Raw genomic sequence first — 22,231 nt, 5'->3', positions numbered from 1 at the left:
TTCCCCACCGGTCGAATTGACCCGTATCGGGAGAACGGTTCGCTGTGGTGGGCGGTTCCCGTGTCGGCCAAAGTGTAGGCTTCGATGCCCCCTCCCCATCCCTCCCCCGCTTCGCGGGAGAGGGTGCCTTAAGCGAGGCGGCGGCAGTTCCCTCTCCCGCGGAACGCGGGGGAGGGTTAGGGAGGGGGCACCCGGAGAAATCGCTTAGCCTCACCCATTGAACAGCGCCGCGTCGATCCGCCGGACCATCGCCACCAGCTTCGGCGCGAACTCCTCCTCCAGCTTCTTCAGATCGACCATGAAGGCCGGCCCGCCGCAGTTGAAGGCCAGCACCTGCGAGCCGTCGCGCGGCACGAAGGGGACGCCGACGGCGTGCACTTCCGACTTCCAGGCGCCGATCGATCGGCAATAGCCGCGCGTCCGGTAATCCTCGATGGCCTGGAGGATGCCGTCGCGGATCTCGGGCCAGCGCTCCCCCTCATGCTCTTCCAGCTTCGCCATCAGCGGCGCGCGCTCCGCCTCGGGCAAGGCGGCCAGATAGGCGCGGCCCATGCCGGTGGTCGACAGCTTGATGTGGGAGCCGACGTCGAGCGACAGCGTGATCGGCCCGGTCGCCTTGCAGCATTCCAGATAGATCATGCTCAGCCGGTCGCGCCCGCCCAGCGCCACGGCAAGGCCGGTCTGGTCGGCCAGTTCCTGCATCAGCGGCCGGGCGACCTGCCGGATGCCCATGCCCGACAGGCTGGCATAGCCGAGCGCCAGCACCGAGGTGCCGAGCCGATACTTGCCGGTGTTCTGGTCGTAGGCGAGATAGCCCAGCTTCGCCAGCGTGTAAGTCAGCCGCGACACGGTCGGCTTGGGCAGGCCGGTGCGTTGCGCCAGCTCCAGATTGCCGAGCATCGATTCGTTGCGGCGGAAGGCGCGCAGCAGTTCCAGCCCGCGGGCAAGCGCCGTGACGAAGCGCGGGTCCTTCTCGTCGTCCGCCAGATCGTCGGCGACCAGAGCCTCTTCCCGCCTGCGCATGACCCGTCCCTCCCGCAAAAGATAGCGGGACGATCCTGCCAGCCGCCGGACAGCGCGTCAATGGAACAAGGTTTCGCGATGCGAAATTTATGCCCGGCGGACTATGCTCGCATCACTGCGTCGCCCCCAGCCCCAGCGTCACCATGCGTTCGTACAGCGACGCGCGCGAAATGCCCAGCAGCTTCGCCGCCCGCGCCTTCACCCCGTTGGCCTCCTCCAGCGCGGCGGCGATGGCGTGGCGTTCGGCGGCGTGCAGCACCTCCTGCAACGGCCGCGCGCCCGCCGCCAGCGGCAAGGAGGAGGCGCCGGCCGGATGCTGCATGCCGGGAAGCACGCTGCGGATGTGCGGCGCCGTCAGGATCGGTGCATCGGTCAGCGCCACCACCCGCTCCAGCGTGTTGTAAAGCTCGCGCACATTGCCGGGCCAGTCATAGTCGCGCAGCACCTGTACCGCCGATTCCAGAAGCTCGCGCGGCGGCGTGCCCTGCTGGATCGCCAGCTGTTCCAGGATGCGGTCGGCGATGCTCTCGATGTCCTCCGGCCGGTCGCGCAGCGGCGGCAGGGTGATCGGCACCACGTTCAGCCGGTAATAGAGGTCGGCGCGGAACTGCTTCTCGCGCACCAGGGCATGCAGGTCGCGGCTGGTGGCGGCGATGATCCGCACATCGACCCGCACCACCTTGTTGGATCCCAGCGGCTCGATCTCCCGCTCCTGCAGCACGCGCAGCAGCTTGGCCTGGACCGGCAGCGGCATGTCGCCGATCTCGTCGAGGAACAGGGTGCCGCCGTTGGCGAGCTGGAACTTGCCCTCGCGGTGGCGGCGGTCGGCACCGGTGTAGGCGCCGGGGGCGACGCCGAAGAACTCCGCCTCCAGCAGGGTATCCGGGATGGCGGCGACATTGACGCCGACGAAGGGCTTGGCCGCCCGCGGGCTGGCGGAATGGATGGCCTGGGCCAGCAGCTCCTTGCCCGTCCCGGTCTCGCCCAGCAGCAGGACGGTCGAGTCCATCTGGGCGGCGCGGCGGCCCAGCCGCTTGATCTCACGGATCGATTCGCTGGCGCCCAGGAACTGCGAGAAGGAGTATTTGGCCCGGCGCTCGTGCGCCAGCTCCTGCTGGGTGCGGGTCAGCTCCTCCTGCATCTTCTCGTATTTGCGGACCAGCGGGCGGAGATATTCGGCGCGGTCGAACAGCACGAAGCCGATGGCGCCGATGATCGAGCCGTCGATGCCGAACAGCGGCATCCGCGTCACCACGAAGGAACGGTCGTCGAACTCCATGATGTCCAGCGGCTGGGGCTGGCCGCTGTCGATCACACGGCGCAGCTGGCTGTTGGGGATGACGTCCTCCACCTGCCGGCCGCGCGGATCGTCCGGAACCCCCAGCAGAGCCTTGTACTTCTCGTCCATCCAGGCGATGCGGCCAGTGTGATCGACGGCGACGGCGCCGACGCACATGGATTCCAGATGTTCAAATAGGGAGTGCACCGCCCGCTGGCGCAACGCTTCGAAATCGACGGTGTCGCCCACGTCACCCTCCCAAACGGGACCGATCTTCGTCGTCCCGGTGTCGAGGCCTCTTGCGATGCCGGCTTTGGGGCCTGCTGCATTGCAACGCAATTTGCCAACAATATCAGAGGTCAACATAGTAGCCCATCCGTCGGATTAAAGGGAAGGCATGCAGGTTCGGTCGGGTGCGCGGGGTCGATCCGCACCCGTTCATCAGATCAAAGCTTTGCCGCGTGCCGGTTCGGACCGCTTTTTAAAAAGGCAATCCGGACGAGTTCTCTACATCCTCCGCCATATCCCTGTTTCTTTTTGGGTTTCTCAACCCAGGCGGGTGGAAAAGGGAAAAAGAGGGGGACCTTTCGGTCCCCCCTGGGGGAGTTACGGAGAAGACGGCAGACTCAATGTCCGCGCTTGGGCAGGCGGGCCATCAGCTCGCCGACGATGCCGCGGCGGAAGAGCAGGACGCAGACGACGAAGATGCAGCCGATCACCACCGGCACCGGCAGGCTGGTGGAGGCGAGGTAGCTTTCCAGCGTCACCACCAGTCCCGCACCCACCACCGGCCCGAACAGCGTGCCCATGCCGCCCAAGAGCGTCATCAGCACCACCTCGCCCGACATCTGCCACGTCACGTCGGTCAGGCTGGCGAGCTGGAACACCAGCGCCTTGGTTCCGCCGGCGAGCCCGGCCAGCGAGGCCGACAGCACGAAGGCCACCAGCTTGTAGCGGTCGGTGCGGTAGCCGAGCGACACCGCGCGCGGCTCGTTCTCGCGGATCGCCTTCAGCACCTGGCCGAAGGGCGAATGCACCGTGCGCCAGATCAGGGCGAAGCCGGCGACGAAGATCGCCAGCACGGCATAGTACATGGTCAGCGGCTGGCTGAGGTCGAACAGCCCGAACAGCAGGCCGCGCGGCACGCCCTGGATGCCGTCCTCGCCATGGGTGAAGGGCAGCTGCAGCGCCAGGAAGAACACCATCTGGCTCAGCGCCAGCGTGATCATGGCGAAATAGATGCCCTGCCGGCGGATGGCGATCAGGCCGAAGATCAGCCCCAGCAGCCCGGCCACCACGGTGGCGGCGAGCAGTCCGAACTCCGGCGCCCAGCCCCATTCCTTTACCGTGTGGGCGGCGATGTAGGCCGCCCCGCCGAAGAAGGCGGCATGGCCGAAGCTGAGCAAGCCGGCGAAGCCGATCAGCAGGTTGAAGGCGCAGGCGAACAGCGCGAAGCACAGCACCTTCATCAGAAAGACGGGATACAGCACGAAGGGTGCCGCAAGCGCGAGCAGCAGCAGGACGGCGGCGATCAGCATCGTGCCGATGGCCGGACCTCGAACCGCGACGCGGGTGGAATTGCTGGCGACGGTCATTGGATCAACGCTCCCGTCCGAAGAGGCCCGCGGGCTTGATGAGAAGGACGATCGCCATCACGACGAACACGACGATGTTGGACGCTTCGGGATAGAAGACCTTGGTCAACCCCTCCAACAGCCCCAGCCCGAGGCCGGTGACGATGGCGCCCAGGATGGAGCCCATGCCGCCGATCACCACCACGGCGAAGACGATGATGATCAGGTTGGTCCCCATCAGCGGCGACACCTGATAGATCGGCGCCGCCAGCACGCCGGCCAGACCGGCCAGCGCCACGCCGAAGCCGTAGGTCAGCGACACCATCACCGGCACATTGATGCCGAAGGCCTGCACCAGCGTCGGGTTTTCCGTCGCCGCGCGCAGATAGGCGCCCAGCTTCGTCCGCTCGATGGCGAACCAGGTGCCGAAGCAGATGACCAGCGAGGCGACGACGACCCAGCCGCGATAGTTGGGCAGGAACATGAAGCCCAAATTCTGCCCGCCCTGAAGGGCTGCTGGAATCGGATAGGGCTGGCCGGAGACGCCGTACTGATGGCGGAACGCCCCCTCCAGGATCAGCGCCAGCCCGAAGGTCAGCAGAAGCCCATAGAGATGGTCCAGCTTGTAGAGCCGCGACAGCATCGTCTTTTCCAGCGCGATGCCAAGCAGCCCGACGACGACCGGCGCCACCAGCAGCGCCCCCCAATAGCCGATGCCGGCATAGGTCAGCAGCAGCCACGCCACGAAGGCACCGACCATGTAGAGGGCGCCATGGGCGAAGTTGATGACATTCAACATGCCGAAGATCACCGCCAGCCCAAGGCTGAGCAGCGCATAGAAGGAACCATTGATCAGGCCGAGCAGAAGCTGCCCGAACAGCACTTGGGGCGGGATTCCCAGCAGGCTGACCATCTCCGCATTTCTCCCGGTTCGTTGGTGTTGTTCTTGGTTTTTGGTTGTTGCTTCGCAGGCCCCCTCCCCATCCCTCCCCCGCTTCGCGGGAGAGGGGGTAGGATGCTTGTCAGCGAGGCGTGATTGCCGAAGCGGCGGCAGTCCCCTCTCCCTCGAAGCTCTCGCACAAAGCCTCGCTTTGTGCTGACGCGACAGGCGGACCGTAGGTCCGCTGAGAGCGGGGGAGGGTTAGGGAGGGGGCAAGGCGCCCGCCTCCCCCTCACTTCACCAGCGGGCAGCCGCTCTGCTTCGGGTCCATGAAGGCGGTGTCGGCCGGGATGGTCTTCACGATCTTGTAATAGTCCCAGGCCCCCTTCGATTCGGCCGGGGTCTTCACCTGGGCCAGATACATGTCGTGGAACATGCGGCCGTTGGCGGCGACCTTGCCCTTCTTGGCGAACATGTCCTCGACCGGCAGCTCGCGCATCTTGGCGGCGACCTTGTCGGCGTCGTCGGTCTTCGCCGCCTCGACCGCCTTCAGGTAATGCTTCACCGCCGAATAGACGCCGGCCTGCACCATGGTCGGCTTCTTGCCGGCCTTGGCCTCGAACTTCTTCGACCATTCGCGGGTCTGGTCGTCCATGTCCCAGTAGAAGCCGGTGGTCAGCATCAGCCCCTGCGCCGACTGCAGGCCCAGCGCATTCACGTCGGAAATGAACATCAGCAGGCCGGCCAGGCTCTGGCCCGCCTGGGTGATGCCGAACTCTGCCGCCTGCTTGACGGCGTTGACGGTGTCGCCGCCGGCATTCGCCAGCCCGATCACATCGGCGCCCGAGCCCTGCGCCTGCAGCAGGAAGGATGAGAAGTCGGAGGTGCCGAGCGGATGGCGCACCGACCCGACGATGGTGCCGCCCAGCGACTTCACCATCTTGGTGGTCTCCTCCTCCAGCGACTGGCCGAAGGCGTAGTCGGCGGTCACGAAGAACCACTTCTTCTTGCCCTGCTCGTACAGGGCGCGGCCGGTGCCGGCGGCCATGGCGTAGTTGTCGTAGGTCCACTGGAAGCCGTAGGGGCTGCACTGAGCGCCGCTCAGCGCGGTGGCGCCCGGACCGGACATCAGGAAGATGCGCTTCTTGTCCTTGGTGATGCCCTGCACCGCCAGCGCGGCGGCGGAGTTCGGCACGTCGGCGATGGCGTCGACGCCGCCGGTGTCCACCCACTCGCGAGCCTTGGACGCGGCGATGTCGGCCTTGTTTTGGTGGTCGGCGACGACGATCTCGACCGGGGCGCCGGCGACCTTGTTGCCGAACTCCTCCGCCGCCATCCGGGCGGCGATGGCAGAGCCCTCGCCGGCGAGATCGGCGTAGATGCCGGAACGGTCGTTCAGCACGCCGATGCGGATGACGTTGTCCGACACCTGTGCCGAGGCCGGGATCGCGGTCCCGGCGAGCGTCAGCAGGGCGGTGCCGGCGAGAAGAAGCGTGCGCATCAGAAGGTCTCTCCCTCTTGGTTTTATTGTCGGCCGGTTCCCATTGCGGGTCCCTGTGGCCGTGTCCGGAGCAGGTAATCGGGCAAAATCCGGCGATCCGCCGTCCCGCCTTCGAAGGGAGCGGGACGGCGTTCGTGCCGGTGATATCGGCAGGCGATGCCGGATGGCTGGACGGCCTACACGCCGAGATAGGTGTGGAGCTTGTCCATGTTGGCGTCGAGCTGGTCGTTGGGGATCATGTCCACCACATGGCCCTCTTCCATCACGTAATGGCGGTCGGCGATGGTGGCGGCGAAGCGGAAGTTCTGCTCCACCAGCACGATGGTGAAGCCGCGCGCCTTAAGCGCCCGCACCGCGACGCCGATCTGCTCGATGATGACCGGGGCCAAGCCCTCGGTCGGCTCGTCCAGCAGGATCAGGGTGGCGCCGGTGCGCAGGATGCGGGCGATCGCCAGCATCTGCTGCTCGCCGCCCGACAGGCGTGTTCCTTGCGTCGAGCCGCGGCCCTTCAGGTTGGGGAACAGGTCGTAGATCTGCGGCACCGTCATCCCGCCGTCCTTCACCACCGGCGGCAGTGTCAGGTTCTCGTCGACGCTGAGGCTGGAGAAGATGCCGCGCTCCTCCGGCACATAGCCGATGCCAAGGCGCGGGATCTTGTGCTGGGCCATGCCGATCAGCTCGGTGCCCTGGAAGCGGATGGAGCCGGTGCGCTTGCCCATGATCCCCATGATGGCGCGCATGGTCGAGGTCTTGCCGGCGCCGTTGCGGCCCAGCAGCGTCACCACTTCGCCCTGCCTCACCTCCAGGCTGACGCCGTGCAGCACATGGCTTTCGCCGTAGTAGCCGTGCAGGTCGGCGATCTCCAGCATGGCAGTCTTGGTCATCGCGCCGTCAGGCATGTCCGGTCCCCATATAAGCTTCCATCACCTGCGGGTTCTTGGAGACGACCTCGTACGGCCCCTCCGCCAGGATCTCGCCGCGGCGCAGAACGGTGATGGTGTCCGACAGGTGGGCGACCACCGACAAATTGTGTTCCACCATCAGCACGGTGCGGTCGGCGGCGACGCGCTTGATGAGAGCCGCCGTGCCTTCGATGTCTTCATGGCCCATGCCGGCCAGCGGCTCGTCGAGCAGCATCACCTCCGGGTCGAGCGCCAGGGTGGTGGCGATCTCCAGCGCGCGCTTGCGGCCATAGGGCAGCTCGGCGGCGGTGTGGCCGGCCCAGGGGGTGAGGTTCACCGCCTCGATCAGCTCTAGCGCCCGGTCGTGCAGGTCGTAGAGCGACGATTCGGACTTCCAGAAATGGAAGCTGGTGCCGAGCGGCCTCTGCAAGGCGACGCGGACATTCTCCAGCACGCTGAGGTGCGGGAAGACGGCCGAGATCTGGAAGGAGCGGACCAGCCCCATCAGCGCGATGTCGGCCGGCTTGGTGCGGGTGATGTCGCGGCCCTTGTAGAGGATCTGGCCGCGCGTGGGCGTCAGGAACTTGGTCAGCAGGTTGAACACCGTGCTCTTGCCGGCGCCGTTCGGGCCGATCAGCGCGTGGATGGTGCCCCGCTTCACTTGCAGGTTCACCTCCTTCACCGCCACGAACCCCTTGAACTCCTTCGTCAGGTTGCGCGCTTCCAGGATGATGTCGTCGTTCGGTGCGGCGTTCATCGGTCGCGAATTCTCCTCCCATTCGTCCTTATGTCCGGGCTCCAAGCCCAGGGCTTATTTCCGACAACGCATGTCGGGGCCGCCATGCGGCGGGACGTTTCACCGATTGTTGTACGCACAAAGCGTGCCACGGCCGGGTTCGCTTCGGTCGGGCCGTCGGCCCCGTTGTTTCTCCGCCGGTTTTGCTGCAGCACCCTCCATCCACTGGCTCACCTTAGCACCGGAAAGTGTCGGATTTCCGGACACTCTGTCCGCCAAACATGACAGCATCCAAAATGTCGGTACGCAAGACCGTCCGTGCGGCAGACGCCTTATTGTGGGCTTGCCAAACGCGCGCGGCACTGCGATGGTGGCCGTCCGACGGTGCCCTGCCCGTCCTGACGGGCGGCGGGGATAATAGGGAATGCGGTGCGGAGCTTCTTTGGAAGCGCCAATGCCGCGGCTGCCCCCGCAACTGTAAGCGGCGAGCATCCCGTCCATCATGCCACTGGCCCTCAACGGGCCGGGAAGGCGGACGGCGATGCGGCGACCCGCGAGCCAGGAAACCTGCCGGCGGACGTACCAACCTTTCCCAACCCCGCCGGGTGTGGCGGGAGAGCAAGGATGTCTTCGATGACCACCCGTTCGATGAACACCGCCGCCGGTTCCGCGACCCGCAGCGCCGCCCAGACCGCGGTCGCCGCCTTTGCCGCGATCCTGCTCGGCAGCTTCCTGCTGTACGGCGTCGGCTTCGCCCAGCCGCAGCAGATCCACGACGCGGCCCACGATGCCCGTCACTCCTTCGCGTTCCCCTGCCACTAAGCGGCGGGTCATGGATCTGATCCGGCGGCTGTTCACAGCCGCCCTGGTCGCGGGCGTGCTCTCCGGCACGGCCGCGTCCGTCGTTCAGCAGGCGACGACCGTCCCGCTGATCCTCGAAGCCGAGAAGTATGAGGTGGTCACCCCGCCTCCTGCGATCTCGGCGGCGCCTGCCGGCGCGCCTGCGCCGTCGCACCAGCACGGCGCAGTGCGCGAGATCGGCGAAGGGGTGCCGACCACGCTGGACGAGGCGATGCAGCGCATCGGCCTGACCATCGTCGCCAACCTGCTGACCGGCGTCGCCTATGCGCTGCTGCTGGGTGCCGCGATCCTGCTGGCCGGCCGGCCGGTCGATGCGCGGCGCGGGCTGGTGTGGGGAATGGGCGGCTTCGTCGCCGTCTCGCTGGCGCCTTCCTTCGGCTTGGCACCGGAACTGCCGGGCCTGGCCGGGGCGGAGCTTGAGCTGCGCCAGCTCTGGTGGCTGTCCGCCGCCGCCGGGGCCGGCGTCGGCATGACCGCGCTCGCCTTCGCCCGCAACCGTCTGGTCATCGCCGCCGCCATCCTGGCTGCCGCCCTGCCCCATCTGATCGGCGCCCCCCATCCGGAAAGCGCCGAAGGTGCGGTTCCGCCGGAACTGGCCGCCCGCTTCGTCACCGCCTCTCTCGGCGGGGCCGCCCTGTTCTGGGCGATCCTGGGTGCCACCTGCGGCTGGCTGATGAGCGGTCTGGTCCGCGAGACCGAGTCCCGCCCGGCCCTGCGGGTCCAACCCGGCGCGCGTTAAGGAAACAATCCCATGTCCGCACTTGCGAAAACGGCCGCCGGCAAAGTCCCGGCGACCGTCATCACCGGCTTCCTCGGCGCCGGCAAGACCACGCTGATCCGTGGCCTGCTGGAGAAGGCCGATGGTCGCCGGCTGGCGCTGATCATCAACGAGTTCGGCGATGTCGGCATCGACGGCGACATCCTGCGCGCCTGCGGCAACCCGACCTGCACCGAAGACGACGTGATCGAACTGGCGAACGGCTGCCTGTGCTGCACCGTGGCCGACGACTTCGTCCCGGCCATCGAGAAGCTGCTGGCCCGGCCGGAACCGCCCGAGCACATCGTGATCGAAACCAGCGGCCTCGCCCTGCCGAAGCCGCTGGTCCAGGCCTTCCACTGGCCGGCGATCAAGACGCGGGTCACGGTCGACGGCGTCATCGCCGTGGTCGACGCCGCCGCCGCGGCGGAGGGCCGTTTCGCCCCCGATCCCGCGGCGCTGGAGGCCCAGCGCGACGCCGCCGGCACCGTCGATCACGAGACGCCGATCGAAGAGGTGTTCGAGGACCAACTGCTCTGCGCCGACCTGATCGTCGTCAACAAGACCGATCTGGTCGCCGCCGGCGACCTTGCCCGTGTCGAGGAACTGATCCGCGGCGCCCTCAACCACACGGTCGGCCGCGACGCCAAGCTGGTCCGCGCGTCGCAGGGCGCCGTCGATCCGCTGGTCCTGCTCGGCGTCGGTGCGGCGGTGGAGGACGACCTCGTCAACCGTCCCAGCCACCATGATGACGAAGAGGGTCACGACCACGACGACTTTACCAGCTTCGTGGTGGAGCTGCCGTCGCAGCCCGACCCCGCCCGTCTGGCGATGACGCTGGAACAGGTCGCCGGCCTGCATGGTGTTTTGCGCCTGAAGGGCTTCATCGACGTGCCCGGCAAGCCGATGCGCCTGCTGGTCCAGGGCGTCGGCACCCGCATCCAGACCCACTACGACCGCCTGTGGAAGCCCGGCGAGGAGCGCCGCAGCCGTCTGGTGGTGATCGGCGAGACCGGGCTGGACCGCGATGCGGTGACCAGGGCAGTTGTTGGGTAAGGGGTAGGGTATCGCGGCGTTTGCCCCCTCCCTAACCCTCCCCCACCTACGGTGGGAGAGGGAACTCCCGCCGCTTAGCAAATCTTCCCCCCTCCCGCGAAGCGGGGGGGGGAGGGACCCGCGGCGTAGCCGTGGGAGGGAGGGGGCCAACGCCCCTGGACGTCAAACCATGCACCTGCTCGCCGCCCGCCAGGACGAACTGGACGCCGGCCCCCAGGCGGAAGATCTGGGGCAGACTCCGGCCGACCTCGTCATGCTGTCCTTTTCCGACAGCGACCTGACCGCGCTCGCCACTGCGTGGCGCTCGGCACGCGACCGGCTGCCCAGCCTTCGGCTCGCCAACCTCAACCGGCTCGGTCACCCCCTGTCGGTCGATCTCTACGCCGACACCATCGTTGCCAAGGCGAAACTGGTGGTCCTGCGCCTGCTCGGCGGCAGCGGCTATTGGCGCTACGGCCTCGACCGCCTCGCCGCCCTCTGCCGCGAGCGCAACATCCCGCTGGCCGTCCTGCCCGGCGAGGCGCAGCCCGACCCGAACCTCACCGCCTACGGCACGGTCCCGCCAGACGCCGCCGACCGTCTCTGGCGCTACTTTACCGAGGGCGGCCCGGCCAACATGGCCCATCTGCTGGCCTGCGCCGCGACGCTGGCCGGCAAGCCCCTGCCCCATGACGACCCCGCCCCGGTCCCGCGTTTCGGCGCCTATGACGGCTGGAGCGGTGCCATCCCCGCCGACGCTCCCGTCGCCGCAGTTGTCTTCTACCGCTCCCACCTACTGGCTGGCGACCTCGCCCCGGTCCATGCGCTGTGCGACGCCTTGGCCGAGCGCGGCCTCAGCCCCCGCCCGCTGTTCGTCGCCAGCCTGAAGGAGCCGGACTGCGCCGCCTGGATGCGGGCCAGCCTGACCGCGCAGAACACCGCCGTGGTCGTCAACACCACCGCCTTCTCGGCGGCGCGCGACGACGGCTCGCCGCTGGAGGCCAACGGCAGCCCGGTCCTGCAAGCCATCCTCTCCACCACGCCGGAAGCCGGCTGGCAGGCCTCCACGCGCGGTCTCGGGCCATCCGACCTCGCGATGAACGTCGTGCTGCCGGAGATGGACGGCCGCATCATCGCCCGCGCCATCGCCTTCAAGACGGCGGGCGACCCCGACCCCGATCTGCAATTCGCCGCGCCCGTCCTGCGCCCGATTCCCGACCGGGTGGCCTTCACCGCCGACCTCGCGGCAAGCTGGGTCCGCCTGTCCCGCACCCCGCGGGCGGAGCGGCGGCTGGCGCTGGTGCTGTCCGACTATCCCGGTCCCGGCGGCGGCATCGGCCATGCGGTGGGCCTCGACAGTCCGGCCAGCACCGTGGCGATGCTCCACCACCTGTCCGCCAAGGGCTACAGCCTGTCCGCGATTCCAGACAGCGGTGCGGAGCTGATGGCGGCCCTCACCACCACGCCCACCCCGACCCTGTCGCTGGCCGAGTACGAGCGCCTCGCCCCGCCGGAGCTACGCGCCCGCATCGCCGCGACCTGGGGCGAACCCGCCGCCGATCCCGCTTGGCGCGACGGCGCCTTCGCCTTCCGCGTTCTTCCCTGCGGCAATGCCGTGGTGGCGGTGCAGCCCAGCCGCGGCCACGGTGCCCTGACCACCGCCCAGCACCACGATCCCGATACGCCCCCCAGCCACGGCTATTTCGCCTTCCATCTGTGGCTGCGCCATGTCATCGGCATCCATGCCCTGGTGCAGGTCGGCGCCCACGGCACGCTGGAATGGCTGCCGGGCAAGGCGGTGGCGCTGTCGGCCGACTGCTGGCCGGAGATCGTCGGCGGTGCCCTGCCGACCCTCTATCCCTTCATCGTCAACAATCCCGGCGAGGGCGTGCAGGCCCGCCGCCGCCTGGGCGCGGTGCTGATCGGCCACCTGACGCCGCCGCCAGTGGAATCCGGCCTCTATGGCGAGCTCGCCGCGCTGGAAACCGCCATCGACGAGTATTCGCAGGCGACCGGGCTCGACCCGCGGCGACTGGGCATGCTGCGCGAGACGATCCTCGACCTCGCCTGGAAGTCCGGTGTCGCCGCCGACTGCAACCTGCGCCCCGACGACGACCCCGACGCCATCCTGTCGCGGCTGGACGCCCATCTCTGCGACATCAAGGAGTTGCAGATCCGCGATGGCCTGCATGTCTTCGGCCAAAGCCCGACCGGCGAGCGCCGCGACCGCCTGACCGCCGCCGTCGCCCGCTCCGCCGATCCGGCCATGGTCGCCACTGCCGTCGATGCCTGCGGCGAGGCGGAAATGCGGGCGCTGCTCGACGGGCTGGACGGGCGTTTCGTTCGTCCCGGCCCCGGCGGCTCGCCGGCGCGCGGGCGGGCGGATACGCTGCCGACCGGCCGCAACCTTTATGCGCTCGACCCGCGCGGGGTGCCGACGCCGACCGCCTGGACGCTGGGCTGGCAGGCGGCGGATGCACTCATCACCCGCTATCTTCAGGACCATGGCGACTGGCCGCGCCGGCTGGTGGTGGATTGCTGGGGTACCCCGGCCATGCGCACCGGCGGCGACGAGTTGGCCCAGGCGCTGGCCCTGCTGGGCGTCCGCCCGATCTGGGAGAACGGCTCCGGCCGCGTCACGGGGTACGAGATCATGCCGGCCGGCGTGCTCGGCCGGCCGCGGGTGGATGTGACCCTGCGTATTTCCGGCCTGTTCCGCGACGTCTTCCCGCAGCAGATCGCCCTGTTCGATCAGGCGGTGCGCGCTGTCGCCGGGCTGGATGAACCCGACGATACCAACCCGCTGGCCGCCACCGCACGGGCCGAGGAGCAGCGCCTCGCAGCATCCGGCACCGCTGCGGAAGATGCCCGCCGCTGGGCCACCGCCCGCATCTTCGGCGCCGCGCCCGGAATCTACGGCACGGCGCTGTCCGGCATGATCGCGCGCGGCGACTGGACGGCGCGGGCCGATTTCGGCGCCGCCTATCTGGAGGGCGGCTGCCACGCCTATGGCGCCGGGCTGGAGGGCGTCCCCCTGCCCGCCCTGTTCCGCCGTCGGGTGGGCGGCGCCGACGCGCTTGTCCACCACCAGGACCAACGCGAGCATGACGTGCTGTCCACCGACGGCTTCATGCAGTTCGAGGGCGGTTTCGCCGCCGCCGCCGCGCTGGAGGACTCCGAACCGGCGCTCTATCATCTCGACAGCGCCGATCCGGAAAAGCTCGCCGTCCGCACGCTGGCGGAGGAGATCGCCCGTACCCTGCGCGGCCGGGCCGCCAACCCGCGCTGGATCCAGGGCATGATGCGTCATGGCTATCGCGGGGCGGCGGAGTTGGCGGCCGGCGTCGACACGCTGTTCGCCTTCGCCGCCACCACCGACGCCGTACGTCCTGCCCATTTCGACCAGCTGTATGACGCGTACGTCGAGGATGCGGAGGTATGGGACTTCCTGTCGCATGCCAATCCTGCCGCCGCCCGGCACATTCTGGCGCGCATGAGCGAGGCGCTCGACCGCGGCCTGTGGCATCCCCGCCGCAATTCCACCGCGGAGGATCTGCGGCGCCTCCGGGAGACCGCCGCATGACCAACCCTGTCGCCAACCAGCCCAGACGCCGCGGCACCTGCCCCGGCGTGCTGGCGCCGATGCAGGTCGGCGACGGGTTTCTGCTGCGCGTCCGCGTCCCCGCCGGCATGCTGCCCGCCGAGCATGCCCGCCGCATCGCGGATTTGGGCGATCGTTACGGCAACGGTCTGATCGATCTCAGCCAGCGCGGCAACCTGCAGCTCCGCGGCATCGCCGACGACGGGCTGGAGCCGGTGACCGAGGCCCTGCGCGGGATGGGCTACGTCTCCAGCGATGCAGCGAGCGAGGCGGTGCGCAATGTGCTGTGCTCCCCCACCGCCGGGCTGGACCCTGCGGCGCTGATGGACGTACGGGCGGTGGCGCGTACGCTCGACGCACGGCTGGCGGAGGACACGGCTCTGCACGGCCTACCGCCGAAATTCGGCTGGCTGGTCTGTGGCGGCGGGATCGGCCATCTGGCGGACAGCAGCACGGACGTACGCTTCGACGCGGTGGACGCGGAACGCTTCCGGGTATCCTTGGGCGGCACGCTGACGAAGGCCGCGCCGCTGGGGCTTTGCCAAGTGGAGGAAGTGGCGGACGTGGCGTCGGCGCTGGGCCGCGCCTTTCTGGAGTTGCGTGCGTCGTTGCCGGAGCCGCCGCGCCGCATGGCTGGATTGGTTGCGGCAATAGGCACCGATGAAATTGGCAAGCGCCTCACCTCCAAGATGTCCCCTCCCCCGCCCAGCTCTCGCACAAAGCTTTGCTTTGTGCTGACGCGGCAGGCGGACCGTAGGTCCGCTGAGAGCGGGGGAGGGTCAGGGTGGGGGCAAGTGTCGCACCTCATGGATCTCTTCGACTCTGCCGAACCCCCTCATCCCACCCTTCTCCACGGGGGGGAGAAGGAGCAAGCCCCGGCAATGGTGACGGCCTTCCCCTTCGGCCGCCTGACCGCCGACACCCTCTCGGCCCTCGCCTCCACCTGCGCCGAAATCCGCGTCACCCCCTGGCGCGCCCTGCTCCTCGTCGCTCCCTCCGCCGAAGCCGAATGCATCGCCAAAGCCCACGGCGCCATCCTGTCCCACACCGACCGCCGGCTGAAGCTGACCGCCTGCAGCGGAGCCGGCGGCTGCGATGTCGGCACGACCGACACCCATGCGACCGCGCTCGCCATCGCCGAGCGCGCAGGCCCCTTGCTGGACCATGTCCGAATGGTGCATGTGTCGGGCTGCGCCAAGGGCTGCGCCCATCCCGCCATCGCCGATGTCACCCTGACCGCCCGCGACGGCGTGTATGACGTCGCCCTGAACGCCAAACCCGGTGACGAGTCCCGACATATGCAGGGGCACACCGGCCTGTCCCCCGCCGACGCCGTGGCCCGCGTCGCGGATCTGTTGACCGAGGAGTCCACCGGTGCCTGAGCCGCTCTACGACTACATCCGCGACGGAGCGGCCATCTACCGCCAGTCCTTCGCCACCATCCGGGCCGAGGCCGACCTGTTCGCCATCCCCGACGACCTGAAGCCGGTGGCGGTGCGCGTCATCCACGCCTGCGGCATGGTCGATGCGGCCCAGGATCTGCTGTTCTCCGCCGATGTCGGCAGTGCCGCCCGTGCCGCCCTGCGATCCGGTGCGCCGATCCTGTGCGACAGCGAGATGGTCGCCCATGGCGTGACCCGCGCCCGCCTGCCGGCCGATAACGCGGTGGTCTGCACCCTGCGCGACCCCGCCGTGCCCGATCTGGCGAAGGCCATCGGCAACACCCGTTCCGCCGCGGCGCTGGACCTGTGGGGTGACCGGCTGGGCGGATCGGTGGTCGCCATCGGCAACGCGCCGACCGCGCTGTTCTACCTGCTGGAACTGCTGGCGGCTGGCGCGCCCAAGCCGGCGGCGATCCTGGGCTTCCCGGTCGGCTTCGTCGGCGCGATGGAAAGCAAGGAAGCGTTGGCCGAGAACCCCTTCGGTGTCCCTTATCTGGCGATCCGCGGCCGGCGCGGCGGCAGCGCCATGGCCGCCGCCGCCGTCAACGCCCTGGCGAGCGACGTGGAATGAGCAGCGAGACCTCCCTCACCCCCGGCACCCTGTTCGGCGTCGGCGTCGGCCCCGGCGATCCGGAGCTGATGACGCTGAAGGCGGTGCGCACCATCGGCGCCTGCCCGGTGGTCGCCTATTTCTGCAAGCGTGGCACCCGCGGCCAAGCCCGCCGCATCGCCGATCAGGCCATCACCGCCGACCAGATCGAGCTGCCGATGGTCTATCCGGTGACGGTGGAGCTGCCGCCCACCCATCCGGACTACGGCCGTCAGATCGAAGCCTTCTTCGACGAGTCAGCCGAGCGTATCGCGGAGCATCTTGCCGCCGGGCGTTCGGTCGCCGCGCTGAACGAGGGGGATCCGTTCTTCTACGGCTCCTTCATGCATCTGTTTCTGCGGCTGTCCGGCCGGTTCGCGACGGAGGTCATTCCCGGCGTCACCAGCATGGTGTGCAGCGCCTCGCTGCTGCCGCGCCCGCTGATGCTGCGCGACGATGTGCTGTCGGTGATCCCCGGCACGCTGGACGAGGAGTCGCTGGTCCGCGCCCTGACCGCCGCCGATGCCTGTGTGGTGATGAAGCTGGGCCAGAACCTGCCCAAGGTCCGCCGCGCCATCGCCGCCGCCGGGCTGGCCGAACGGGCGTGGTATGTGGAGCGCGCCAGCATGGAGGAACAGCGCTTCATGCCCTTCCTGGAGGCGCCGGACGTCGCTCCCTACTTCTCCCAGATCGTCATTCCGGGCGAGGGCAAGCGCGGATGACCGGTTGGCTTAAAGTCGTGGGATTGGGCCCCGGCCCCGAGGACTGGCTGACGCCGGAGGCGCGGCGCGATCTGGCCGAGGCGACCGACCTCGTCGGCTATTTCCCCTATGTCGAGCGTGTGCCGCCGGGCAATCAGGTGCGCCACGCCTCCGACAACCGGGTGGAGCTGGATCGCGCCCGCTTCGCGCTCGATCTGGCGGCGCAGGGCCGGCGGGTGGCGGTGGTGTCGGGCGGCGATCCCGGCATCTTCGCCATGGCCGCCGCGATCTTCGAAGCGCTGGACGATCCGGCCGCCCCAGAGGCGTGGCATGCGGTGCATCTCTCGGTCGATCCCGGCGTTTCGGCCATGCAGGCGGCAGCCGCGCGGGCCGGGGCGCCGCTGGGGCATGATTTCTGCGCCATTTCGTTGTCCGACAATCTGAAGCCGTGGGAGGTGGTGCTGAAGCGCCTGCGTCTGGCGGCGGAGGCGGATTTCGTCATCGCGCTTTACAACCCGATCTCCCGCGCCCGACCCTGGCAGCTGGGCGCCGCCTTCGACGCCCTGCGCGACATCCGCGCGCCTGAGACCCCCATCGTGCTGGGCCGCGCCGTCGGCCGCCATGATGAGGAATTGACGGTGACCACGCTTGGCGAGGTGCGGGCGGAGCAGGCGGACATGCGCACGCTGGTCATCATCGGCGCCTCGCACACGCGGTTCGTGGCACGGGCGGATGGCGGGCGCTGGGTTTACACGCCCCGGCATTATCGGGGGTGAGGATGGGTGTGACGACCAACCCGCAGCGAGTAACCCTCTCCCCCCCGGGGAGAGGGCTGGGTGAGGGGGCCGCGCGGCGTGGATTCTCGGGAAGTCACGCAATGCATCCCCCTCACCCCGACCCTCTCCCCGCTCTCAGCGGACCTCCGGTCCGCCTGCCGCGACAGCGCAAACTTCATTTGCGCGAAAGCGGGGGGGAGAGGGGGATATCGCGGGGGAGAGTGTCAGCCCACCCCCTCCAGCCACCTCACCGCAGCATCCACGTCGTGCAGTTCCGCCACGCCGTTGCCGGCCGGCCGCTCCACCATCACCACTGGCAGGCCCAACTCCCGCGCGGCCTCCAGCTTCGCGTCGGTCGCCCGGCCGCCGCTGTTCTTGCTCACCACCACCTCAATCCGCTCCCCGCGCATCAGCGCCAGTTCGCCCTCCACGGTGAACGGCCCACGGTCGAGGATCAGACTCATGCGCGGCAGCGCCGGCATCGGCTCCGGCGGGTCCACCGCGCGGATCAGGTAACGCTTGTCCGGCATCGCCTCGAAGGCCGCGACCTCCTGCCGGCCGATGGTCAGGAACACGGCGTCGCCCAGGTCGCGCAAGGCAAGAGCCGCCGCGTGCATGTCCGGCACCCCGATCCAGCGGTCGCCCGGCCCCGCCACCCAGGCCGGCCGGGTCAGCACACGCAGAGGCACACCGACCCGCGTGCAGGCCGCGGCGGCATTGGCGGAGATCTGGTCCGCGAAGGGATGCGTCGCGTCGATCACCGCCTTGATGCCCTCGGCGCGCAGGTAATTGGCCAAGCCCTCCACCCCGCCGAAGCCGCCGATGCGGGTCGGCAGCGGCGGCAGCACCGGGTTCTTCGTGCGGCCGGCCAGAGACACGCGGGCGTCGATGCGCGGATGGCCGGCCAGCCGCTTGGCCAAGGCCGTCGCCTCCGTCGTGCCGCCCAGGATCAGTACTTTGACCATCAGCGCCTTGACCATTTCCCCCTCCCCACCCGTCAGGATCGGCGCCATGGATAGCATGGGAACGGCCCGCTGGCTCAGCATCGTCGGCATCGGTGAGGATGGCTGGGACGGTTTGTCGCCCGCCGCCCGCGCGGCGGTGGAAAGCGCGGCCATCCTCTATGGCGGCAACCGCCACCTCGATCTCGTGCCGGTCGTTGCGGGACAGGAACGGTTGCCCTGGCCGTCGCCGATCACCGAAGCCTTCCCCGGCCTGATTGCGCGGCGTGGGCAGCGGGTCTGTGTGCTGGCGAGCGGCGATCCCTCCTGGTACGGGGTGGGCGCAACGCTGTCGCGGCTCGTTCCGCCTGCGGAAACGACGGTGATCGCGGCCGCTTCCGCCTTCAGCCTCGCCGCCTCCCGCCTGGGCTGGGCCTTGCAGGACTGCCGCTGCCTGACCGTTCACGGCCGGCCGCTTGAGCAGGTCGTTCCGCATCTGCAACCGAACACCAAGCTGCTGCTTCTTTCCTGGGACGGAACGACTCCGGCCAAGCTCGCCGCCCTGCTGCGCGCCCGTGGTTTCGGCGCCTCGCGCCTGACCGTGCTGGAGGCGATGGGCGGCCCGCGCGAGAACCGGCTGGAGGCCACCGCCGATGCCTGGAGCGCAGAGCGGGTCGCCGACCTCAACACCATCGCGCTGGACTGCGCCCCCGCCCCCGGCGCCCGTGTCCTGCCGCTTGCCCCCGGCCTGCCCGACGACTGGTTCGAGCATGACGGCCAGATCACCAAGCGTGAGGTGCGCGCCGTCACCCTGTCCTTCCTGGCGCCGCGCCGGGGCGAGCTGCTGTGGGATGTCGGTGCCGGGTCGGGCTCCATCGGCATCGAATGGATGCTGCGCGACCCCGCCAACCGCGCCATCGCCGTCGAGCACCACCCGGAGCGCATCGCCCGCATCCTCGCCAACGCCGCCAACCTCGGCGTTCCGGGCCTGCAACTGGCGCGGGGCAAGGCCCCGGCGGCGCTGGAGGGGCTGGAGCGGCCGGACGCCATCTTCATCGGCGGCGGGCTGACCGCGGATGGCGTGCTGGCGGCCTGCTGGGACGCCCTGCCTCCCGGCGGCCGGATCGCCGCCAATGCGGTGACGCTGGAAAGCGAGGCGGTGCTGATCGACGCGCACAAGCGTTTGGGCGGCGAACTGACCCAGATTTCGGTGGCCCGTGCCTCAGCGGTCGGCGGCTTCCGCGGCTGGCGCGCCGCCATGCCGGTCACGCTGTGGCGGGCGGAAAAGCCGTATGCGGAGGGCACATGGACCGCCTGACATCGGATGCCCTGTTGTTCGGCCCGGTCTTCGTCGGTCTCGGCTGCCGCCGCGGCTGCGGCTGGGAGGAGATCGCCGGTCTGGTTGCCGCCGCCTTCGACGAAGCGGCCCTGCCCGACGCCGCGCGCCAGTTGGCTGCATTGGCCGCCCCGGCGATGAAGGCCGACGAAGCCGGATTGGCGGAAGCCGCCCGCGCCCTCGGCCTGCCGCTGTGCTTCATCGATGAGGATGCGATGCTGGCCGCGCAGGACCGCGTCCACACCCGCTCCGCCACCGTGCTGGCCGCCGTCGGGCTGGCCTCGGTCGCGGAGGCCGCGGCGCTGGCCGCCGCCGGGCCGGGTTCGCGCCTGCTGCTGCCGCGCCGCTCCACCCCCCGCGCCACCGTGGCGCTCGCCTTGCCTGCCGTCGCCCTATTGGAGACCCGTTCATGACCGTCCATTTCATCGGTGCCGGACCGGGCGCTCCCGACCTGCTGACCCTGCGCGGCCGTGACCTGATCGCACGGTGCCCGGTCTGCCTCTATGCCGGATCGCTGGTTCCGAAGGAGATCATCGCCCACGCGCCCGCCGATGCGCGGATCATCGACACCGCCCCGCTGACGCTGGAGGAGATCGTCGCCGAGTTCCAGGCCGCCCACGCCGCCGGCCATGACGTGGCCCGGCTGCATTCCGGCGACCTGTCGGTCTACAGCGCGCTGGGCGAGCAGACCCGCGCGCTGCGGGAGTTGGACATCCCCTACACCATCACCCCCGGCGTGCCGGCCTTCGCCGCCGCGTCGGCGGCGTTGGGGCGGGAGTTGACCCTACCGGAGGTCAGCCAGACGCTGATCCTGACCCGCACCGAGGGGCGCGCCTCGGCCATGCCCGCCAACGAGACGCTGGAGGTGCTGGGCGCGTCGGGCGCCACGCTGGCGATCCACCTGTCGATCCACGTCATCGAGCGGGTGGTGGAGCGGCTGACCCCGCTCTACGGCGCCGATTGCCCGGCCGCGGTGGTCTACCGCGCGACATGGCCGGACGAGCGGGTGCTGCGCGGCACGCTGGCCGACATCGCGGCGCAGGTCGCGGCCTCACCGATGGAACGCACCGCGCTGATCCTGGTCGGCCCGGCGCTGGGCCATGAGGAGTTCCGCTGCAGTGCGCTGTATGACGGTAGCCATGTGCGCCGTTACCGGGGGCTGGGGGAGTGAGCACTTCCGACGATCCGCCCCTGGCGGTCTGTGACCAGAACCTCGACCGCGACCGGCGCATCCTCCAGCACATCCTGCGCGGCGCGGCGGGCCAGTTCGGCCACATGATCGGCCAGCCGCAGGCCGGCGGCATCCGCAATGCCCAGCACCTGCGCCGCCGTGTTGGCGCCGCGCGCCTGCGCGATCAGGTCCGGCCCGGCGCCGAGATCCGCCAAACGATCGGCCAGCCACTCGAAGTCGACGCTGTTCCGTTTGCTGTGCAAATCCATCAGCCCGCGCGCCAGCTTGCCGAACTTGGCGAAGCCGCCGCACAGCGTCAGGCGCGGGATGGGGTGTCGGCGCAGGTACTTCAGAGTGCCGCCGACGAAGTCGCCCATGTCGATCAGCGCCTGTTCCGACAGGCCATAGCGCGCGACCACCGCCTTTTCCGACAGATCGCCGGTGCAGGCCGCGACATGGGTCAGCCCGGCGGCTCGCGCCACGTCGACGCCGCGCTGGATCGAGGCGATCCAGGCCGCGCAGGAATAGGGCACGACGATCCCCGTCGTCCCCAGGATCGACAGCCCGCCGAGAATGCCGAGGCGCCCGTTCATGGTGCGCTTGGCGAGCTGTTCCCCATTCTCCACCCCAACTTCGACGACCAAGTCCGCGGGCTGGCCGGCCTCCTTCGCCGCCTCCCCCACCGCCTGCGCGATCATGCGGCGCGGCACCGGGTTGATCGCCGGCTCGCCGACGGCCAACGGCAGGCCGGGCAGCGTCACGGTGCCGACGCCGGCGCCGGCGCGGAACGTCACGCCGCTACCGGGCGCCCCGCGCCACACCCGCGCCCGCACCAGCGCGCCATGGGTCACGTCGGGATCGTCGCCGGCATCCTTGACCACGCCTGCCATGGCCCAGGGTCCGCCTGGGGAGCTGTCCGCCCCCTCCCCCCGTTCCGTCACCGCCAAGGCGAAGGCCGGAGTCTGGCCGCCGGGCAGGGTCACGGTCACCGGGTCGGGGAACTCCCCGCCGAACAGAGCCTCTGCCGCCGCCCGCGCCGCGGCGGTGGCGCAGGTTCCCGTCGTCCAGCCACGGCGCAAGGGTGTAGCATGCTCCGGCATGCCGGCACCCTCCGCACCGCCTTCCG

General features: G+C 69.5%; 20 protein-coding genes and 1 riboswitch. Of the genes, 11 read left to right on the top strand and 9 right to left on the bottom strand.

The genetic code is table 11. From position 1 onward, the window contains the following. Positions 1 to 210: 210 nt before the first annotated feature. The 7 genes from M5E06_RS30025 to M5E06_RS29995 form a co-directional block, all read right to left on the bottom strand. Positions 211 to 1,023 (bottom strand): IclR family transcriptional regulator, encoded by an 813-nt coding sequence (locus M5E06_RS30025; protein WP_109155040.1) that lies wholly within the window; start codon positions 1,021 to 1,023, stop codon positions 211 to 213. Positions 1,024 to 1,135: 112 nt separating this feature from the next. Beyond that, a complete protein-coding gene (locus tag M5E06_RS30020) occupies positions 1,136 to 2,551 on the bottom strand; it encodes a sigma-54 interaction domain-containing protein (protein ID WP_252141371.1) in 1,416 nt (471 codons plus the stop codon). A 377-nt stretch (positions 2,552 to 2,928) separates the two neighbouring features. Then, complete coding sequence (locus M5E06_RS30015) at positions 2,929 to 3,840, bottom strand: branched-chain amino acid ABC transporter permease (RefSeq protein WP_252141486.1); 912 nt, start codon at positions 3,838 to 3,840, stop codon at positions 2,929 to 2,931. 61 nt (positions 3,841 to 3,901) lie between these two features. After that, the gene (locus tag M5E06_RS30010) at positions 3,902 to 4,789 is read right to left on the bottom strand and encodes a branched-chain amino acid ABC transporter permease (protein WP_109155329.1); all 888 of its coding nucleotides are present in this window, start codon (positions 4,787 to 4,789) and stop codon (positions 3,902 to 3,904) included. Positions 4,790 to 5,048: 259 nt separating this feature from the next. Further along, positions 5,049 to 6,257 (bottom strand): ABC transporter substrate-binding protein, encoded by a 1,209-nt coding sequence (locus tag M5E06_RS30005; protein WP_109155331.1) that lies wholly within the window; start codon positions 6,255 to 6,257, stop codon positions 5,049 to 5,051. A gap of 176 nt (positions 6,258 to 6,433) precedes the next feature. Next, positions 6,434 to 7,156, bottom strand: a complete 723-nt coding sequence (locus tag M5E06_RS30000; RefSeq protein ID WP_252141370.1) for an ABC transporter ATP-binding protein — start codon at positions 7,154 to 7,156, stop codon at positions 6,434 to 6,436. Continuing rightward, entirely contained in the window at positions 7,149 to 7,916 is a 768-nt protein-coding gene (locus M5E06_RS29995; RefSeq protein ID WP_252141369.1) for an ABC transporter ATP-binding protein, read from the bottom strand. Before M5E06_RS29995 ends, M5E06_RS30000 begins: the two co-directional genes overlap by 8 nt. Positions 7,917 to 8,260: 344 nt before the next feature. After that, positions 8,261 to 8,484: riboswitch (cobalamin riboswitch) on the top strand. A gap of 44 nt (positions 8,485 to 8,528) precedes the next feature. Between M5E06_RS29995 and M5E06_RS29990 the strand changes: the two genes are divergently transcribed. From M5E06_RS29990 to cobJ, 8 genes are all read left to right on the top strand, one after another. Beyond that, positions 8,529 to 8,717 (top strand): CbtB domain-containing protein, encoded by a 189-nt coding sequence (locus M5E06_RS29990; protein WP_149198646.1) that lies wholly within the window; start codon positions 8,529 to 8,531, stop codon positions 8,715 to 8,717. Positions 8,718 to 8,727: 10 nt separating this feature from the next. Further along, the gene (locus M5E06_RS29985) at positions 8,728 to 9,495 is read left to right on the top strand and encodes a CbtA family protein (protein ID WP_252141368.1); all 768 of its coding nucleotides are present in this window, start codon (positions 8,728 to 8,730) and stop codon (positions 9,493 to 9,495) included. 12 nt (positions 9,496 to 9,507) lie between these two features. Then, the gene (cobW, locus tag M5E06_RS29980; protein ID WP_252141367.1) at positions 9,508 to 10,569 is read left to right on the top strand and encodes a cobalamin biosynthesis protein CobW; all 1,062 of its coding nucleotides are present in this window, start codon (positions 9,508 to 9,510) and stop codon (positions 10,567 to 10,569) included. A 169-nt stretch (positions 10,570 to 10,738) separates the two neighbouring features. Beyond that, positions 10,739 to 14,131 carry a cobaltochelatase subunit CobN gene (cobN, locus tag M5E06_RS29975; protein ID WP_252141366.1) on the top strand — a complete coding sequence of 1,131 codons (3,393 nt, stop codon included), beginning with the start codon at positions 10,739 to 10,741 and terminating at the stop codon, positions 14,129 to 14,131. Continuing rightward, the gene (cobG, locus tag M5E06_RS29970; protein WP_252141365.1) at positions 14,128 to 15,531 is read left to right on the top strand and encodes a precorrin-3B synthase; all 1,404 of its coding nucleotides are present in this window, start codon (positions 14,128 to 14,130) and stop codon (positions 15,529 to 15,531) included. Before cobN ends, cobG begins: the two co-directional genes overlap by 4 nt. Beyond that, on the top strand, positions 15,524 to 16,162 hold the full coding sequence (locus M5E06_RS29965) for a precorrin-8X methylmutase (RefSeq protein WP_252141364.1): 639 nt from the start codon (positions 15,524 to 15,526) through the stop codon (positions 16,160 to 16,162). Before cobG ends, M5E06_RS29965 begins: the two co-directional genes overlap by 8 nt. After that, positions 16,159 to 16,902: a precorrin-2 C(20)-methyltransferase gene (locus M5E06_RS29960; RefSeq protein WP_252141363.1), complete on the top strand. Its 744-nt coding sequence runs from the start codon at positions 16,159 to 16,161 to the stop codon at positions 16,900 to 16,902. Before M5E06_RS29965 ends, M5E06_RS29960 begins: the two co-directional genes overlap by 4 nt. Next, positions 16,899 to 17,657 carry a precorrin-3B C(17)-methyltransferase gene (gene cobJ, locus M5E06_RS29955; protein ID WP_252141362.1) on the top strand — a complete coding sequence of 253 codons (759 nt, stop codon included), beginning with the start codon at positions 16,899 to 16,901 and terminating at the stop codon, positions 17,655 to 17,657. Before M5E06_RS29960 ends, cobJ begins: the two co-directional genes overlap by 4 nt. Before the next feature lie 224 nt (positions 17,658 to 17,881). Here cobJ and M5E06_RS29950 read toward each other — a convergent pair whose 3' ends face one another. Next, positions 17,882 to 18,637, bottom strand: a complete 756-nt coding sequence (locus tag M5E06_RS29950; RefSeq protein WP_252141361.1) for a cobalt-precorrin-6A reductase — start codon at positions 18,635 to 18,637, stop codon at positions 17,882 to 17,884. 40 nt (positions 18,638 to 18,677) lie between these two features. Here M5E06_RS29950 and cbiE point away from each other — a divergent pair, with 40 nt between their 5' ends. The 3 genes from cbiE to cobM are packed head-to-tail and all read left to right on the top strand — an operon-like array spanning position 18,678 to position 21,105. Further along, the gene (gene cbiE / locus M5E06_RS29945; RefSeq protein ID WP_252141485.1) at positions 18,678 to 19,916 is read left to right on the top strand and encodes a precorrin-6y C5,15-methyltransferase (decarboxylating) subunit CbiE; all 1,239 of its coding nucleotides are present in this window, start codon (positions 18,678 to 18,680) and stop codon (positions 19,914 to 19,916) included. Continuing rightward, on the top strand, positions 19,904 to 20,347 hold the full coding sequence (locus M5E06_RS29940) for a cobalamin biosynthesis protein (protein ID WP_252141360.1): 444 nt from the start codon (positions 19,904 to 19,906) through the stop codon (positions 20,345 to 20,347). The genes cbiE and M5E06_RS29940 overlap by 13 nt, the downstream gene beginning before the upstream one ends. After that, positions 20,344 to 21,105 (top strand): precorrin-4 C(11)-methyltransferase, encoded by a 762-nt coding sequence (cobM, locus tag M5E06_RS29935; RefSeq protein ID WP_252141359.1) that lies wholly within the window; start codon positions 20,344 to 20,346, stop codon positions 21,103 to 21,105. Before M5E06_RS29940 ends, cobM begins: the two co-directional genes overlap by 4 nt. Here cobM and M5E06_RS29930 read toward each other — a convergent pair. Continuing rightward, complete coding sequence (locus M5E06_RS29930) at positions 21,084 to 22,205, bottom strand: cobalt-precorrin-5B (C(1))-methyltransferase (protein ID WP_252141484.1); 1,122 nt, start codon at positions 22,203 to 22,205, stop codon at positions 21,084 to 21,086. The genes cobM and M5E06_RS29930 overlap by 22 nt on opposite strands. Between the last annotated feature and the right edge of the window lie 26 nt (positions 22,206 to 22,231).

Source organism: Azospirillum sp. A1-3, from assembly GCF_023806445.1.
Classification (GTDB): Bacteria; Pseudomonadota; Alphaproteobacteria; order Azospirillales; family Azospirillaceae; genus Azospirillum.
This window is presented reverse-complemented; position numbering and strand designations above follow the sequence as displayed.